This window comes from Streptomyces sp. NPDC027672 (assembly GCF_055566335.1).
Genome location: NZ_JBVHSO010000005.1, coordinates 350,245 through 365,634, shown reverse-complemented (window position 1 = coordinate 365,634; position 15,390 = coordinate 350,245). Strand labels below are relative to the sequence as shown.

Here is a 15,390-nt window from a genome sequence, read left to right as displayed (position 1 = left end):
CCCCCGGGTTTTGAACAATGATTCAATCCTTGCCGAGCCGTGGGGACCCCGGCTCGGCAGTCCCCCGAGGATGCGGAGAACCGTTCGGTGAACCTGACGTGGATGCTGGAGGCGTCGGCCCGCGGCTGCGGCGCGAAGCCGGCCCTCGTGTCCGACCTGGGATCGATGACGTACGCCGAGTTGCTCGCGGCCTCGAAGCGGGCCGCCGCCGTGCTGCGGGAGCGCGGGGTGCGGCCCGGGGATCGCGTGGGGGTGATGACGTACAACACCCCTGCCTTCGCCGTGGCCGCGTTCGGGATCTGGCGGGCCGGGGCGGCGCTGGTGCCGGTCAACCACAAGCTGACCCCGGGCGAGCTGGCGTACCTCGCACGGCACGCGAAGCTGCGGACGGCCGTCGTCGCGCAGGAGCTGGCCGGCCGGATGCGCGAGGGCGCCCCCGAGGTCGAGGTGCTCACCACGGACGACACCGGCGGCGGGGAGTTCGACACGCTGGTCGCCGGGGCGCCAGAGTGGGAGGGGGTGGAGGTCGGGCCCGAGGCCGTCGCGCAGGTGCTGTACACCTCCGGGACGACCGGCACGCCCAAGGGCTGTCTGCACTCGCACCGCGGGCTGTCCGCCGTGCCCGCGCACACCACGGCCGCCGCGGGGCTGCGCCGTGACGACCGGTTCCTGCTGGCCATGCCGATCTGGCACGCCTCGCCCCTGAACAACTGGTTCCTGTCGATGATCTACCTGGGCGGGACCGTCGTCCTGCTGAAGGAGTATCAGCCTCTCGCCTTCCTCGAAGCGGTGCGCAAGCACCGGGTCACGGCCTTCTTCGGTGCTCCCATCGCCTACCTCGCCCCGCTGAAGACCCTTCCACCGGGCGCCGATCTCTCCGGGTTCGGCCTGTCGAGCGTGCGGCTGTGGGCCTACGGCGGGGCGCCGCTCGCGGCCGAGACGGTCCGGACGCTGGAGGCGGCGTACGGCCCGGACCGCTTCTGCCAGGTGTACGGGATGAGCGAGATGGGGCCGGTGGGTTCCGTGCTGCGCCCGCGGGAGCAGCTCGCCAAGGCCGGGTCGATCGGGGCGGGCGGGATGCCTGGCGTGGACATCCGCGTGGTCAGGGACGACGGCCTGGACGCCGGGGCCGGCGAGACCGGGGAGCTGTGGCTGCGGTCGGGGACCCGCATGCTGGGATATCTGGACGATCCGGAGGCGACGGAGCGCGCGTTCGCGGGCGACTGGTACCGGTCCGGGGATCTCGCCCGGGTGGACGAGGACGGGTACCTGTTCATCGTCGGGCGGATCAAGGACGTCGTCATCACCGGCGGGGAGAACGTCTACGCGGCCGAGGTGGAGGAGGCGATCGTGCGGCACCCGGCGATCCGGGACGCCGCCGTCGTCGGGCGGCCGCACCCGGAGTGGGGCGAGACCGTCGTCGCCGTGGTGGAGGCCGACTCGGCGGTGACGCTGGAGGAGTTGCGCGGGTTCCTGTCCACCAGGCTGGCGAAGTACAAGATCCCCCGGGAACTGGTGGTGGTCGCGTCGCTGCCCCGTACGCCCTCCGGCAAGACGAAGAAGCACGTCCTGCGGGAACAGTTGCTGACCGGCCCGTGACCGGCACCGGCACCGGCACCGGCACCGGCCGGACGTGATGGGCCGGCCGGGTGCCCGGCCGGCCCTGTCGCCTCTCAGTCCGCCTGCTTGCCCGCCCGCATGATCGTGCCCTGCGCCACGGCGACCAGGTGCTCCTCGCTCTCCCCGGAGACGACGTAGACCGAGCACACGCACACGGCCTGGCGCCGGGTGGTGGCGGTCGTCTCGGCGCGGGCGACGACGAGGTCGCCCACGGCCGGCCGCAGATAGTTGATCTTGTATTCGGCGGTGAGGGCGTCGCCGCCGAGGGCGAGTCCGCCGGCGAAGGTCAGCGCGTTGTCGGCCAGGTAGCTGAGGACTCCCCCGTGCACGAAGCCGTGCTGCTGCTGGATCTCGGGCCGGTTGGCGATGCGGATCTCGGCCGAGCCGGGTCCCACGGAGACGAGTTCCGCACCCAGGAACCTGCTGAACGGCTGGGCCTGGAAGATGCTGTGGGCGAGACCGTCGAGGTCCGTGGTCATGAGTGCCGTCCTGTTGCTCGGGGGGAGATGGTGGTGGCGTCCGGGCCGGTGACCCGCTCGTCGATGCTCTGCTGGAACATCGCGAGCAGGCCCTCCGCCAGTCCCAGGACGTGGTGGTCACTGCCTCCGTGGGGCAGATGCCGCTGCACGTCCTCGGCGATGGCGAAGTCCTCCTGGTCGAAGACCGTGTCGTTGGTGAACCGGAAGCGCTTGGCCAGCGCGCTCTGCCCCGCGGACCCGGGGAAGTCGCCGTCACGGTAGAGCATTTCGTGGGTCCAGATCGTGCGGTTCGGTGCCAGGGGCCAGAAGGTGTTGATGGACACGTAGTCGGGGTGCAGGATGAAGAAGGTGTTGGGGAAGAGCGTGTAGTACACCGAGGCGTAGTCCAGGATGCGCCACTCCTCTTCCGGTTTCCGGGCCGTCTCGCCGATGTTGGTGCGCGCCGCGGACAGCCTGATGTGCGGCCCGTCCTCGTCGTGCGCGATCACCCCCTTCTTGAAGGCGAAGGCGAGGGTGTCCCGGTGCAGGTACGGGACGTGGTAGCCCTCCAGATACGTCTTGATCAGCAGCTTCCAGTTGGCCTCCTTCACCACCTTCGTCTTCTTGTACCGAACGAGCGAGGCCACGTCGAAGTTCACCAGATCCGCGTAGAACGTGCCGAGGAAGCCCGGTATGTCGAGCGTCCCCCCGGGCTCGCGGCCGACCCAGATCAGACCGCCGGCCTCCGTCGCGGGCAGTTCCACCAGTCCGTAGTCGCACGTCTTGACGCCGGGGAAGTCATGGGCCCGGGTGATGCCCTTCAGGGCGCCGTCGAGTCCGTAGACCCAGCCGTGGAACGGGCAGACGAAGTTCCGCACCGTCCCCGTCGGCTCGGCGGCGAGGCGGGCTCCGCGGTGGCGGCACTGGTTGTAGAAGGCGCGGACCCGGCCGTCCTCGCCCCTGACGACGACATAGGGGAACCGGTCCCAGTCGCTGGTGAGATAGGCGCCGGGTTCGCCGAGCGCCGAGGCGTGTCCGGCGACCAGCGGGTAGCGGGCGAAGACGGAGCCGATCTCCCGCTCCAGGAGCGCCTCGTCGGTGTACTTGGTCACCGGGATCGTGACGACTTCGTCGAGCATCTTCTCGTCGCGGCGCGTCTCGCGCAGCGCGAGCAGACGCTTGATCATCGCCACTTGTTCGCTGTGCCGCATGGGTCCCCCGTCGCAAATCAAGCTCTGAATCCTCGTTCAATTCATGTTACGGAGGTCACCGGGCCGAAGCAACGAGACCGCCGCAGCACGCGGCGCCGTCAGGAAGGCGCGCAGCCCAGGGCTCGCAGGCAGAAGCGGCGGATCTCCGCGACCAGTTGCTCGTCCGGCACCTCCGGCTTCTGCGACATCTCCGGCGAGAGCCTGCCGACCAGCGCCTCGGAGATGGCACCGATGGCGGCGCTGGCCGCGACCGCCGTGTTCTGCGGTGCGAACAGCCCGGCCGCGACGCCGTCCCGGATGACGCCCTCGCACAACTGCGCGTACTCGCGCCGGTACACCAGCCGTTCGTGTTCCACCACCGGCGAGACCGGTTCGAAGAGCAGGGACCACGCCAGCCGCCGGCCGCGCAGGGCCCGCTGCGTGAACGTGTCGGCGAACGCCTCGAGCCGGGCGCCGGGATGTGCGGGCGCGGCATCCACCGCACCGCGCACGGCGGCCAGTTCCCGCCCCGCGGCACGCCGGAAGACGTGCGCCAGCAACTCGTCCCTGCTGCCGAAGTACGAGTAGAGCGAGCCCGCGCTCACGCCGCACGCCCTGGCCACCGCGGCCACCTTCGCCCCGGCGAAGCCCTCCCGCGCCACCAGGTCGTGCGCGGCGCGCACGAAGGCCTCCTCCTTCGTCTGCGCGTGCCGCTTCATGCGTTCCGTACGTCGATACACCATGGCGGGAGCCGGGCCTTCCGTGTCGCTGCCGGGAAGCACCAGTGAACAGGAAAAACCGGCGGGGGTGTACGGTCCGGCAGCGGGCGGTACGGCGGCCCGGGGGCAGGGACCGGCGCGGCCGGGGCCGGCCCGGGCGGGCGGGGATGCCGTGGTCTGCGCCCGAGCAGGCGATGCCCGAGCGGCCGGGGTCGCGGCGGCCGGAGTTTCGTGGGCCCGCGCCGCACCGGCCGGGATCTCGTCGGCGCGGGCAGCCGGTCCGCGCCGTCCGGCGGCGGCCGGTTGCCTCACCGACACCTGCACCGGCATCGGCATCGGCACCGGCACCGGCACCGGCACCGGCACCGGCACCGGCACATCGTGCAGTCCATGGCGCTGCGTCCCGACCGCCCGCGGTGCCCCGGCGCCGCGGCTATCGGCGGCCGCCTCGTCCGCGCTCGGCGCGCCGCAGGGCGCGACGCTGTCTTCCCGGCAGGGCGGCGGCCAGCTCGCCCACCGGGGCGACGTCGTGGCACGCGCCGTCCCGGCCGCCCCGGCACCACCACACCGGTGCGCCGGTCGCGTCCGTCGCACCGGGGTACCAGTCCTCAGTGGTCCCCGCGGGACGCGGGTGCGTACCGAGCCGGTGCTCCCGGCAGACCGGCCAGACCTGCCGGAGCAGTTCGGTGACGGTCTCCTGCGCCGCCTCCGCGACCACGGCGAGGGCCGTCGTCGCCTCGTACGGCTCCGCCGGGTCGCCCTCCTCCAGGTCAACGGCGTTCACCGGGTTGCCGTGCCAACGACCGTCCGGCATCGCCACGTAGACCTGGTCGCCGTCGATCCCGCTCGCCAGCGGCGGCTCCCAGGGCGGGACGGCCATCAGCACCAGCGCCTCCTGATCCGGCAGGGTCGCCAGGAGGTCGCGATTGACCAAGGCGAGTGCCGCTTCCAGCTTCGGCCACCGGCCGGGCTCGGCCCGCCGGGGCACCGGGCCGGGCGGCCCGTCATGGCCGGGTCCGAGAGCGAGATACGAGAAGTAGTTCACCCACGCATGGTCCCAGCCGGGACGACTCCCTCTTCTCGTCCGTTTGACGATATTGCCGTACCTCGTTATCGTCGTCCTGACGAAATCAAGGGGGTCCGTCATGGCCGACATCACCCGGCGCTTCGGTTGGCGCCATCTGCGCTCCGCGCCCACCGCTCACATCCGCCACCACACACGCGGCCGGCTGGTCCACGACGGCCGGGGACTCAGCTTCTGGTACCGGTCGCTGTCGGCGGCACTCTCCGAAGTGCCGGTCGACGACCGGGAACTGGCCATGGCGTTCCACGCCCGTACGGCCGACTTCCAGGACGTCACCGTGCAGGCCACCGTGACCTACCGGATCAGCGACCCGGCCGAGGCGGCGAACCGGCTCGACTTCTCCGTGGACCCGGACAGCGGGAGCTGGCGCGGCACGCCCCTGGAGCAGATCGCCACCCTCCTCACCGAGACCGCGCAGCAGCACACGCTGGACGTGCTGGCCCGCACCCCGCTGGCCGTCGCGCTGGTGGACGGCGTCGCCTCCGTGCGTGAACGGATCAGCGCCGGTCTCGCCGCCGAGCCCCGTCTCCCGGCCACCGGCATCGACGTGGTCGCCGTACGCGTGGTCGCGATCCGGCCCGAGGCCGAGGTGGAGCGCGCGCTGCGCACCCCGGCCCGCGAGCAGATCCAGCAGGAGGCGGACCGCGCCACCTACGAGCGGCGGGCCGTCGCCGTCGAACGCGAGCGCGCCATCGCCGAGAACGAGCTGGCCAGTCAGATCGAACTGGCCCGTCGTGAGGAGGAGTTGGTCGACCAGCGCGGCACCAACGCACGGCGCGAGGCCGAGGAGAAGGCGGCGGCCGACGGCGTGCGCACCGAGGCCGAAGCGGCCCGCAGGGTCCGCCTGGCCCGCGCGGAGGCCGAGGCCGCGCGCACGACGGGTGCGGCGCGCGCCGAGGCCCAGGCCGCCTGGCTGGCCGTGCACGGCGAGGCCGACCCGGTCACGCTGCACGCCCTGGCGGCGACCCGGCTGGCGGAGAACCTGCCGCGGATCGAGAGCGTCACGCTCTCCCCCGACGTGCTCACCGGGCTCCTCGCCAGGATCGGGCGCCCGGACGGCCGGGCGGACACGTGAGTCTGGCACCGCGGGTGGTGCTCGTGCACCGCAGGACCGAGTACCAGGAACTCCTCGCCCGGCACGGGACGCACGGGCAGGCCGCGTTCTTCCTCGCCGGGCGCGGCCGCTCGATCGACGAGGTGGCCCGCCGTCACGACCGCACCCGGCAGGCGCTGCGGGACGTGGCGTCGGCGGTGCCGCTCACCTGGCGCAGCTCCCGGGTGGAGCGGGCGGATCTGGACCGCTTCCTGTTTGCCCCGGAGGACGTGGTGGTCGTGGTCGGCCAGGACGGTCTGGTCGCCAACACCGCGAAGTACCTCTCCGGGCAGCCGGTGGTGGGCATCGACACCGATCCGGGGCGCAACCCGGGGGTGCTGGTCCGGCACCGCTGCGCCGACGCCGCCGCCCTGCTGCGTGCCGCGACCGCCGCCGGGGGCCGGGTGGAGGAACTGACCATGGTCGAGGCCGTCGCCGACGACACCCAGCGCCTGCTCGCGCTGAACGAGGTCTATCTGGGTCCGCCCGGTGCCCAGACGGTCCGCTACCGCCTGGGCACCGGCGGCGGGACGGACGCGGGCGAGGCCCAGGCCTCCTCCGGGGTGCTCGTCGGCACCGGCACCGGAGCGACCGGGTGGCTCCACTCCCTGTGGCGGGAGCGCGGCGCCACCGTGCCGCTGCCGGCGCCGCGCGAGCCGCGGCTGCTGTGGTTCGTCCGCGAGGCGTGGCCGTCGCCCGCGACCGGGACGTCGAGGGTCGCGGGCGAGCTGGGGCGGGGGCACGTGCTGCGGCTGACCGTGGAGTCGGACCGGATGGTGGTCTTCGGGGACGGGATGGAGACCGACGCCCTGGAACTGACCTGGGGACAGAGCGTGCGGGTGGGGATCGCGGCGTCATCGCTGCGCCTGGTGACGTGAACACCCGGCCCCGGCGGATCGCCCGGCCACCGCACCGCGGCCGACGGCGCGGCGAAGCCGGGTCGGGCGGCGGGGCGGGCGAGCACACGGTCCCGCGCCGCGGGGAACAGGCGAACGCGCCCGGACCAAGCCCCCGTTGAACATCCAGCCGACTCTACGCACGGACAGTCGTCGTGTCGTACCGCGGCGGACGGTCCGGATCCCGCCCGGTCCGGACCGTCGCGCCGGTCACCAGTCCAGCGGCAGGGTGGCGAGGTACTGGTCGAGCAGCCCGGAGATGATCCGGTGGTCGTGGAGCGAGGGGTGCCAGTCGCAGCCGAGCCGGTCCAGGCCGGGATCGTCGTAGTACCAGTAGCCGACCCGGTCGTCCCCCCGCGCGTTGCGGGCCCCGACGATGTCCCGGGCGGTGTCGGCGAAGGCGGTTCCCGCCACCGACGTGGCGCTGACCACCAGGAACGTCCTGCTCCCGTAGCGGGCCCGCAGCTTGTCGAGGAAACCGTGGTAGGCACTGGCGTAGGCGGCGGCCAGCTCGCTCTGGGTGGCCCACGGCTCGCCCGCGTGCAGCGGGGTCGAGAAGTCGTTGATGCCCAGGCCGATGACGACGACCTGCGGCCGCCAGCCGCGCGGCTTGTGCCAGACGTCGCCGGCCACGTTCAACAGGGCCCGGTCGTAGTAGGTGCGGTAATCGGTGCCGGGATCGCCGCCGTCGTAGTTGCGGACCATGCCGCGGCCGGAGAACGCGTTCTGCTGGTAGTCCGCGTCCAGCTTCCGGGCGGTGAGGGCGCCGAAGGCGAGGTCCGCGTTGCTGTTACGGTCGACTCCTCCGTTGGCCGAACAGTCGCGCGTGCCCGAGGTGTTGCCGTACCCGGCGGTGAAGGAGTCACCGATGAACTCGATCTGCCTGCTCCGCGCGGCCGGGGCGGGGAGGATCCTTCCTCCCCTTGCTGCGGCGAACCCGCCGAAGCTGCCGACGGCCCACGGGCACTCCGTCCGCTTGACGAGCCGCACGGTGTGCTCGCTGTCGGCCAGGCCCTCGACCCAGGACGTGGTACGCCCGGGTGTCACCAGGGTGCTGACGGTCCTGCCGTCGATCTGGACGTCGTAGTCGTTGACGGAGTCGTCGAGCACGATCCCGACGCCGGTGCCGCGGAACCGGCCTTCGAAGGCGATGCCGGGCCAGCTATAGCGCACCGAGCCGTCCGCCGCCTTCCGCACCCGGCCCACCGTCCGGAACCCGGCGAAGGCGCCGGACGGCAGGGGGCGGTGGGCAGCGGACGCCGGGGAGGCGGCGGCGGTGACACCCGCCGTGACACTCGCGGCGGCGGCCGTGAGCAGTGCCCGCCGGGAGAGAGAGGGAGCGGTGCGCATGGGCGGTCCTTCCGGGGTCGGGGGATCTGCACGTGCGTGTGGCGCGGGAGCGCTCCCATCATGGCGGTGCCGGTGCGGTGTGGGGAGTGGTCGGGAGCGACGGGTGTGCGTTCTGGGCTCGGGCCCCCGGATCAACCGGCGCACGACATCGGCGACTTGTGACACCGGCGGAGGGAAGGCGGGGCCACCCTCGGTGACAGTGGCACACCCACGCACCGACCGTTGCCGGCGACGTAAGTGACCCGGCACCGTCGCGTGGGCAGACGAAGGGAAGAATGGCCAGGCCGGTTCGCCGGGTGACGGCCACCGTGAGGGACGGAAGAGGACGAGAACGAGAGCGACTGGAACCGTCACCGTATGGGCACCCCCGCCCGTGCGGGCCGCCGCTGCGACACACACCGCACGGCACCGAACCAGACGCCGGCATACCGCCGGGGCGCATCGCCGGCGTCCCGGCCCCGAGCGCAGACAGGAGACCGCCAGTGACCGCCATACCCCAGGGCCGCGACTGGACCCGTATGCAGCGCGCCGACTTCGACGACTCCGCCCCGCTCGAACTGGTCGACGCGGCGGTGTGCCGGCCGGTACCCGCCGTGCCCGACGAGTGCGGCACGCAAGCGCTGTTCGGGAAGGATCCAGGGCCCCCGTGTCCCCGCCGCACCCGCGCGCCGGCCCCGGCACCCGCCGAGGAGACCGAGACCCTGTTCTAGGACGGGCTCCAGGGTGCCGTCGGCCGTCAGCCGCGAGCACGGGGGCAGTTGTCCCCAGTTCCCCGCCGCGACTTCCCGTCCAGTAGCCCGTCGGCGCGCACCTCCGCGCCGGGCCACAGCGACGGGGCGGCGAGCCCGGCCCTGGTCGGGCGCCTGGCCGACCCTAGCCGGGCGTCCGGCCGGTTTCCTGGCGGGAGCCGTCCGTGCGCAGGGGCGGGACGGTCGGTACCTCGGCGGCGTTCGCCAGGTCCTCGGGGGTCAGCCGGAACGCCTCCGGGTAGGCGGCGCGGCGGGTGCGCCGGTCGGGCTCGCTGGTCCGCCACGTGTACAGGCAGCGCCCGCACTGCACGACGTCCCAGACACCGGGGACGGGCGAGGAGTGCAGGGTCCTGAGGCTCTCGTGGGCACAGCGGGGGCAGCAGTCGGTCATGGGGTGCCTTCCTTGGTACGGGGGCCGGGCGGGTGCCGTCGAAAGGGGTGTCAGCCGCGGACTTCGGACAGCAGACGCTGGAGCCGGGCCGCCCAGTCCTTGGTCTCGGGGAGGTCCTTGGTGGGCGTGGAGAAGTTGCCGCGAACGTCGGGATGCACGGGCGTGGTGGCATCGATGATCATCTTGCTGGTCAGGCCCGCCGGCTGGGCGGCGGGTGCCAGCTCCACCACGGAGAGGTTGGGCAGGACCACGACGTCGTCGGCCGGGTTGACCTTGGACGACATCGCCCACATGACCTGCGGCAGGTCGAACGGGTCCACGTCCTCGTCGACGACGATGACCGTGGTGATGTAGCCGAGGCCGTGCGGGGTGGTCATGGCGCGCATCGCCACGGCCTTGGCGAACCCGCCGTACCGCTTCCTGGTGGAGATCACGGCCAGCAGCCCGTGCGTGTACATGGCGTTGACGGCCTGCACCTCGGGGAACTCGGCGCGCAGCTGCTTGAGCAGCGGGACACAGGTGTTGGGGCCGACCAGGTAGTCGCACTCGGTCCACGGCATGCCCAGGTAGAGGGATTCGAAGACCGGGTTCGTGCGGTAGGAGACGCGGTCGATGCGGACGACGGGCATGCGGCGGCCGCCGGAGTAGTGCCCGGTGAACTCGCCGAAGGGGCCCTCGATCTGCCGCTTGCGGCTCTCGATGACGCCTTCGATGACGAGCTCGGAACCCCAGGGCACGTCGAAGCCGGTGAGGGGCGCGGTGGCGATCGGGGCGGGCGCGCCGCGCAGGGCGCCGGCCATCTCGTACTCGCTCTGGTCGTAGCCCATGGGCATCCCGGCCACGATGGCCATCACCGGGTCGTTGCCGAGGGTGATGGCGATGGGGAGGTCCTCGCCCTTCTCCTCCGCCTTGCGCAGGTGAAGTGCGATGTCGTGCACGGGGACGGGCTGTATCGCGAGCCGGTTCCGGCCGACGACCTGGAGGCGGTAGGTCCCGACGTTCTGCTTGCCGAAGTGGCCGGGGTCCTCGGGGTCGCGGGAGACCACGGCCGCCTTGTCGAGGTAGAAGCCGCCGTCGCCGTCGTTGAGGCGGAACAGGGGAAGGACCGAGAAGAGGTCGACGTCGTCGCCCTCCTGCGTGTTCTCCCGCCAGGGGGCGTCCTCGCGCCGTTCGGGGGCGACGGGGAAGGCGTCCCAGCGGCGGGCGAACTCCGCCACCTGCTCCTTGACCGGGGTGTGCTTGGGCAGGCCGAGGGCGAGGGCGTGGTTGGCCCAGGAGCCGTGGACGTTCAGGGCGATACGGGCGTCGGTGAAGCCCTTGACGTTGTCGAACCACAGGGCGGGCGCGCCGTCCCCGATGCGGCCGGCCGCGTTGGCCGCGGCGGCCAGGTCGGGCTCGGGGAGGACTTCTTCGGTGATGCGCAGCAACTGGCCTTCCTTCTCCAGTGTGCCGAGGAAACCGCGCAGGTCGTCATATGCCATGGGTACTCCGTGGAAGCCGAAAGTCATGAAAGGGGCAGGCGCCGGGGCCGGGGGAAACGGGAGTCAGGAAGCCGGTCGCAGCAGGCGGGCGGCGCGCATGCCCTCCCACCTCTTGGCGGCGGGGGCGGGCAGGTCGAACTGGTCCAGGATCCGGGCCACGATGTGGTCGACGATGTCGTCCACCGACTGCGGGTGGTTGTAGAAGGCCGGCATGGGCGGCACCAGCCGCACGCCCATCCGGGAGAGCGCGAGCATGTTCTCCAGGTGGATCTCGCTCAGCGGTGTCTCGCGCGGGACGAGGACGAGCGGGCGGCGTTCCTTGAGTATGACGTCGGCCGCGCGCCCGACCAGGCTGTCGGCGTATCCGGCGCGGATCCCGGCGAGGGTCTTCATCGAGCACGGCACGATCACCATGCCGTCGGTGCGGAACGACCCGGAGGAGAGGGCGGCGCCCTGGTCCTCCGGCCGGTGCACGACGTCGGCCAGGTCACCGACCTCGCTCACGGACAGGCCCGTCTCCAACTCGATCGTCGTGCGCGCCCACCGGCTGAGGACCAGATGGGTCTCGACGTCCGGCAGCTCGGCCAGCACCTGGAGGAACCGGACACCGAACACCGCGCCCGTGGCTCCCGTCATCCCCACGACCAGCCTCATACCGGCCTCCCTTCCCGCGTGCACCACTGTGGTGAGCGCCTGGTCTCACGCTAGGAGCCCGGCCACGGGGTACGGCGGTACACTCGGGACTCGCCATGGGGAAAAACGGACAGGTTGCGCGGCGGACGGTCATCCGGGACCTCGCCCTGCGGCGTACGGCCGGCTCCCCGCCGGGTCTGGAACTGGTCGAGCTGGCGGGACTGGCCGAGCGCGCCCGCCGGCACGGCAACGATCCGTACGCGTCGTTGCGCCCGGCCTTCCACCAGCTCGTCACCGTGCGGCCGGGCAGCCGTCTGACGGTCTCGGTGGACTTCACCCGCTGCGAACTGTCCGGCGGCGACTGGCTGTGGATCCGCCCCGGGCAGGTGCAGCGCTGGGGTGCGGATCTGCCGGCGGCCGAGGGCCTGGTGATCGCCTTCCCCGCGGGTTTCCCCGACACCGAGACGGCCGTCGCCCTGGTCGCCGACCTGGCGCCGGCCCGGGCACCCCTCACACCGGACGCCCCGGACGCGGAGGGCCTGCGCCGGGCCCTGGAGCACTTGCGGTACGAGTACGAGGCCATGGCCGAGCTGCCCCTGGAGTCCCATGTGCAGGTGCTGCGGCATCTGCTGGCGGTGCTGGTCGTGCGCCTGGCGAGGGCGTACGGGTCCGAGCCGGGCAGGCCGGCCCCGAACGAGACGTTCCGCCGTTTCCGCGCGGCCGTGGAGCGCGACTTCGCGGTCACCCGCCGGGTGGAGGACTACGCGGCGGCACTGGGCTACAACCGTCGCACGCTCACCCGGGCGACGGAGGCCGCCACCGGGATGTCGGCCAAGCGCTACATCGACGAACGGGTGGCGCTGGAGGCCAGACGGGAGCTGGCTCACGGCCCGCTGACCGTCGCCGCCGTCGCCGCCCGCCTCGGCTTCGCCGACGCCAGCGACTTCACCAAGTTCTTCCGGCAGCGGACGGGCACGACCCCGACTGCCTTCCGCGCGACGGCTCGCGGCGCGTGACCACAGGGCCGACGGCATCCCGGCCCGCGGCCCGGCCCCGGCAACCCCTGCGACACCGGCGCCCAGCACACCGCCGGGCGGCGAGACGGCCCCGGTGCCGGTGGGCCGGCTTGCGGCCCCGGCCCCGCGATCCGGCCCACCGGCACACGTGCCGCGTGTCGCCTCCGCGACGGCCACACCCGGACTGCCGCGCCCTCCGCGTCCAACGGGCACCCCAGGCGTCGAGGCCGGCCACTGACCCAGGAGTTCCCGGGTGTCACCGTGGGACGGCTGTGCACGGGCTGCGTTCCCCCGGGGAACGCGTCGACCACGAGGACCCGTACCGACCTCACCACAACGCTCCGACGCCCAAGCCGACCGGTCGCCCGGTGTCGGGACCGGCGCTCGTCCGGAGTCCTGCGCCTTCACCCTGGCCAGCCGCGCGGCTTCGCCGCCGGACCCGTGGCCTGGGCCACCGGCATCGGTCGGGGGTCTGGCTTCCGGACGCCGGGTCTGTCGCTGCCTCGTATCCTGAACGGTGTGCTGCCGAACAGCGAGAACGAGGATGAGGCACTGAACAGGCGGGCGGCTGACGGCCGTTGCGGCCAGACTCGCCGCACCGGTGTGGCGGCTGTGCGCCGGCCGGGACCGGGCCGGTCATGACGGACCCGGGCGGCGGTGGCCCACGGCCACGCGGCGCGCCGTGGTGGCGGGAAGCGGCGGTCACGGCGACGGCGTTCGCGTTCTGCCTGCTCGGCGGGGTGATGCGGGTCGACGACACCCTGTCGGCGCCACCTGCCGCCGCCTACGTCATCGCCGTGGTGTCCTGTGCCGTGCTGCCCGTACGGCATCGGGCGCCCCGGGCCGCTCTGGCGGCCACGACAGCGGCCGGGGTGCTGGTGCCGGCCCTGGGTCTCCTGCTCACCCCGCTCCTCGTGGCCCCCGCCGTGATCACCGCCTACTCCTGCGCGCTCGCCGCGCGCACCGAACGGCGCGCGGTGAGCGCGGTGTTGCTCGCTTCCGCGGCGCTGGCCGCCTCCGTCCCCCTGGCCGGGGACTTCTCCTGGAAGGACGCGAGCAGGATGGGAGTGGTGGCGGCGTTCCCGCTGGTGGCCGGCGTGCTCGGGCACTCGGTGCGGAACCGGCGGGCCTACCTGGCGGCCGTGGAGGAACGGGCCCGGCGGGCCGAGGAGAGCCGCGACAGCGAGGCGCGCCGGAGAGTGGCCGAGGAACGGGTGCGCATCGCCCGGGAGTTGCACGACCTGGTGGCTCATCAGATCACCTTGGCCAACGCGCAGGCCATGGTCGCCGCCCACCTCTTCGACACCCGCCCGGAGCAGACCCGCAAGAGCCTGGAGGAACTCGTCGGGACGACCGCCGACGCGCTCGACGGACTGCGGGCCACGGTCGGTCTGCTGCGGCAGAGCGGGGAGGCGGCCACGCCCGCCGAACCGGCGCCCGGGCTGTCCCGGCTTCCCGCGCTGCTCGCCTCCTTCCGCCGCGCGGGTCTCACGGTGTCGGTCCACCAGGAGAGCACGCCGCGGCCGCTGCCGCCGGGAGTGGACCTCACCGCCTACCGCATCGTCCAGGAGGCCCTGACCAACGTGACCAAACACGCCGGCACCGGGGACGCTCGGGTGCGTCTCGCCTGGAACCGTGATCGCCTGACCATCACCGTCACCGACGACGGGACCGGCTCTCGTACGACGCCGGACGCGCCCGCGAGCCCGAGTGCGGCCACGGGCCCGAGTACGCCCACGGGTACGAGCGCGCCCACGGTGCCCGAACGCCCTCCCGGGTACGGTCTGATCGGGATGCGTGAACGTGCCGCCGCGGTCGGGGGGCACCTGAACGCGGGCAGGCGCCCGGAAGGCGGTTTCCTCGTCTCCGCCCACCTGCCCCTCCCGCCCGCCAAGGACCCGACGCGCGGGCCCGGCGGAGCGGCCACCACCGGAGGACGGATGCCGGACGCGGTGACAGGCGGCGAACGGACGGCCAACGCACCGGCCGGGGAGGCGCCGTGACGCTCAGGGTGCTCCTCGCGGACGACCAGGCCCTGCTGCGCGGTGCCTTCCGGATGCTCCTCGACAGCGCCGACGACATCACCGTGGTCGGCGAGGCCGCCGACGGCCGGGAGGCGGTGAGCCTCGCCCGGGAACTGCGCCCGGACGTGGTCGTCATGGACATCCGCATGCCCGAGGTGGACGGGCTCACCGCCACGGCGCGGATCTGCGCGGATCCGGAGCTGCGGGCCACCCGCGTCCTGATCCTCACCACGTACGAGACCGACGAGTACGTCGCCCAGGCGCTGCGCGCGGGGGCCGGCGGCTTCGTCGGCAAAGGCATCGGGGCCGCGGAGCTGGCGGACGCCGTGCGTACGATCGCCGCCGGCGACACCCTGCTGTCCCCCGCCGCCACCCGCTCCCTGGTCGCCCGTTTCCTGGCCACACCCGGAGAAGCCCCGCCGCACCGCCCCGAGCAGCTCGCCGTACTCACCCCGCGCGAACGGGAGATGGTGGCGCTGGTCGCGACCGGCCTGTCCAACCAGGAGATCGCCGAGCGGATGTTCCTCAGCCCGTTCACCGTCCGCGCCCACGTGCAGCGCGCCATGACGAAGCTGGAGGCCCGCGACCGGGCACAGCTCGTCGTGATCGCCTACCGGACCGGCCTGGCCCACGCCTCCCCCGACGGCGGTACGGACGGCGTGCCGTAGGCCGGTACTCGGCCATGA

At 73.0% G+C, this 15,390-nt stretch carries 15 protein-coding genes; 7 read left to right on the top strand and 8 right to left on the bottom strand.

The window, feature by feature from the left end:
• Positions 1-87 precede the first annotated feature (87 nt).
• Positions 88-1,599, top strand: coding sequence for a class I adenylate-forming enzyme family protein (locus tag ACZ4SV_RS15145; RefSeq protein WP_468004547.1), 1,512 nt, complete (start codon positions 88-90; stop codon positions 1,597-1,599).
• 74 nt (positions 1,600-1,673) lie between these two features.
• Here ACZ4SV_RS15145 and ACZ4SV_RS15140 read toward each other — a convergent pair whose 3' ends face one another.
• The 4 genes from ACZ4SV_RS15140 to ACZ4SV_RS15125 all read right to left on the bottom strand — a co-directional run bounded on the left by ACZ4SV_RS15140 (position 1,674) and on the right by ACZ4SV_RS15125 (position 5,032).
• Complete coding sequence (locus ACZ4SV_RS15140; RefSeq protein WP_365883355.1) at positions 1,674-2,099, bottom strand: PaaI family thioesterase; 426 nt, start codon at positions 2,097-2,099, stop codon at positions 1,674-1,676.
• On the bottom strand, positions 2,096-3,265 hold the full coding sequence (locus ACZ4SV_RS15135; protein ID WP_468004545.1) for an aromatic ring-hydroxylating oxygenase subunit alpha: 1,170 nt from the start codon (positions 3,263-3,265) through the stop codon (positions 2,096-2,098). The genes ACZ4SV_RS15140 and ACZ4SV_RS15135 overlap by 4 nt, the downstream gene beginning before the upstream one ends.
• Positions 3,266-3,387: 122 nt before the next feature.
• A complete protein-coding gene (locus ACZ4SV_RS15130) occupies positions 3,388-3,987 on the bottom strand; it encodes a TetR/AcrR family transcriptional regulator (RefSeq protein ID WP_468004543.1) in 600 nt (199 codons plus the stop codon).
• 433 nt (positions 3,988-4,420) lie between these two features.
• Positions 4,421-5,032, bottom strand: a complete 612-nt coding sequence (locus tag ACZ4SV_RS15125; protein WP_468004541.1) for a hypothetical protein — start codon at positions 5,030-5,032, stop codon at positions 4,421-4,423.
• A gap of 100 nt (positions 5,033-5,132) precedes the next feature.
• Between ACZ4SV_RS15125 and ACZ4SV_RS15120 the strand changes: the two genes are divergently transcribed.
• Both ACZ4SV_RS15120 and ACZ4SV_RS15115 read left to right on the top strand, forming a co-directional pair.
• Positions 5,133-6,146, top strand: a complete 1,014-nt coding sequence (locus ACZ4SV_RS15120) for an SPFH domain-containing protein (RefSeq protein ID WP_468004539.1) — start codon at positions 5,133-5,135, stop codon at positions 6,144-6,146.
• Complete coding sequence (locus ACZ4SV_RS15115; protein ID WP_468004537.1) at positions 6,143-7,042, top strand: hypothetical protein; 900 nt, start codon at positions 6,143-6,145, stop codon at positions 7,040-7,042. The genes ACZ4SV_RS15120 and ACZ4SV_RS15115 overlap by 4 nt, the downstream gene beginning before the upstream one ends.
• A gap of 228 nt (positions 7,043-7,270) precedes the next feature.
• Here ACZ4SV_RS15115 and ACZ4SV_RS15110 read toward each other — a convergent pair whose 3' ends face one another.
• Positions 7,271-8,410: an SGNH/GDSL hydrolase family protein gene (locus ACZ4SV_RS15110; RefSeq protein ID WP_468004535.1), complete on the bottom strand. Its 1,140-nt coding sequence runs from the start codon at positions 8,408-8,410 to the stop codon at positions 7,271-7,273.
• A 482-nt stretch (positions 8,411-8,892) separates the two neighbouring features.
• On the opposite strand from ACZ4SV_RS15110, the gene ACZ4SV_RS15105 reads away from it, so the two are divergent.
• Positions 8,893-9,120: a hypothetical protein gene (locus ACZ4SV_RS15105; RefSeq protein ID WP_397948448.1), complete on the top strand. Its 228-nt coding sequence runs from the start codon at positions 8,893-8,895 to the stop codon at positions 9,118-9,120.
• Positions 9,121-9,283: 163 nt separating this feature from the next.
• Here ACZ4SV_RS15105 and ACZ4SV_RS15100 read toward each other — a convergent pair whose 3' ends face one another.
• The 3 genes from ACZ4SV_RS15100 to ACZ4SV_RS15090 all read right to left on the bottom strand — a co-directional run bounded on the left by ACZ4SV_RS15100 (position 9,284) and on the right by ACZ4SV_RS15090 (position 11,685).
• Positions 9,284-9,550: a non-oxidative hydroxyarylic acid decarboxylases subunit D gene (locus tag ACZ4SV_RS15100; protein ID WP_468004533.1), complete on the bottom strand. Its 267-nt coding sequence runs from the start codon at positions 9,548-9,550 to the stop codon at positions 9,284-9,286.
• 50 nt (positions 9,551-9,600) lie between these two features.
• Complete coding sequence (locus ACZ4SV_RS15095; RefSeq protein WP_468004531.1) at positions 9,601-11,031, bottom strand: non-oxidative hydroxyarylic acid decarboxylases subunit C; 1,431 nt, start codon at positions 11,029-11,031, stop codon at positions 9,601-9,603.
• A gap of 63 nt (positions 11,032-11,094) precedes the next feature.
• Positions 11,095-11,685 (bottom strand): non-oxidative hydroxyarylic acid decarboxylases subunit B, encoded by a 591-nt coding sequence (locus ACZ4SV_RS15090; protein ID WP_365882974.1) that lies wholly within the window; start codon positions 11,683-11,685, stop codon positions 11,095-11,097.
• A gap of 95 nt (positions 11,686-11,780) precedes the next feature.
• On the opposite strand from ACZ4SV_RS15090, the gene ACZ4SV_RS15085 reads away from it, so the two are divergent.
• The 3 genes from ACZ4SV_RS15085 (at position 11,781) to ACZ4SV_RS15075 (ending at position 15,372) form a co-directional block, all read left to right on the top strand.
• On the top strand, positions 11,781-12,680 hold the full coding sequence (locus tag ACZ4SV_RS15085; protein ID WP_468004529.1) for a helix-turn-helix transcriptional regulator: 900 nt from the start codon (positions 11,781-11,783) through the stop codon (positions 12,678-12,680).
• A 638-nt stretch (positions 12,681-13,318) separates the two neighbouring features.
• Positions 13,319-14,683: a sensor histidine kinase gene (locus ACZ4SV_RS15080; RefSeq protein WP_468004527.1), complete on the top strand. Its 1,365-nt coding sequence runs from the start codon at positions 13,319-13,321 to the stop codon at positions 14,681-14,683.
• Complete coding sequence (locus ACZ4SV_RS15075; RefSeq protein ID WP_397972065.1) at positions 14,680-15,372, top strand: response regulator transcription factor; 693 nt, start codon at positions 14,680-14,682, stop codon at positions 15,370-15,372. Before ACZ4SV_RS15080 ends, ACZ4SV_RS15075 begins: the two co-directional genes overlap by 4 nt.
• Positions 15,373-15,390: the final 18 nt, after the last annotated feature.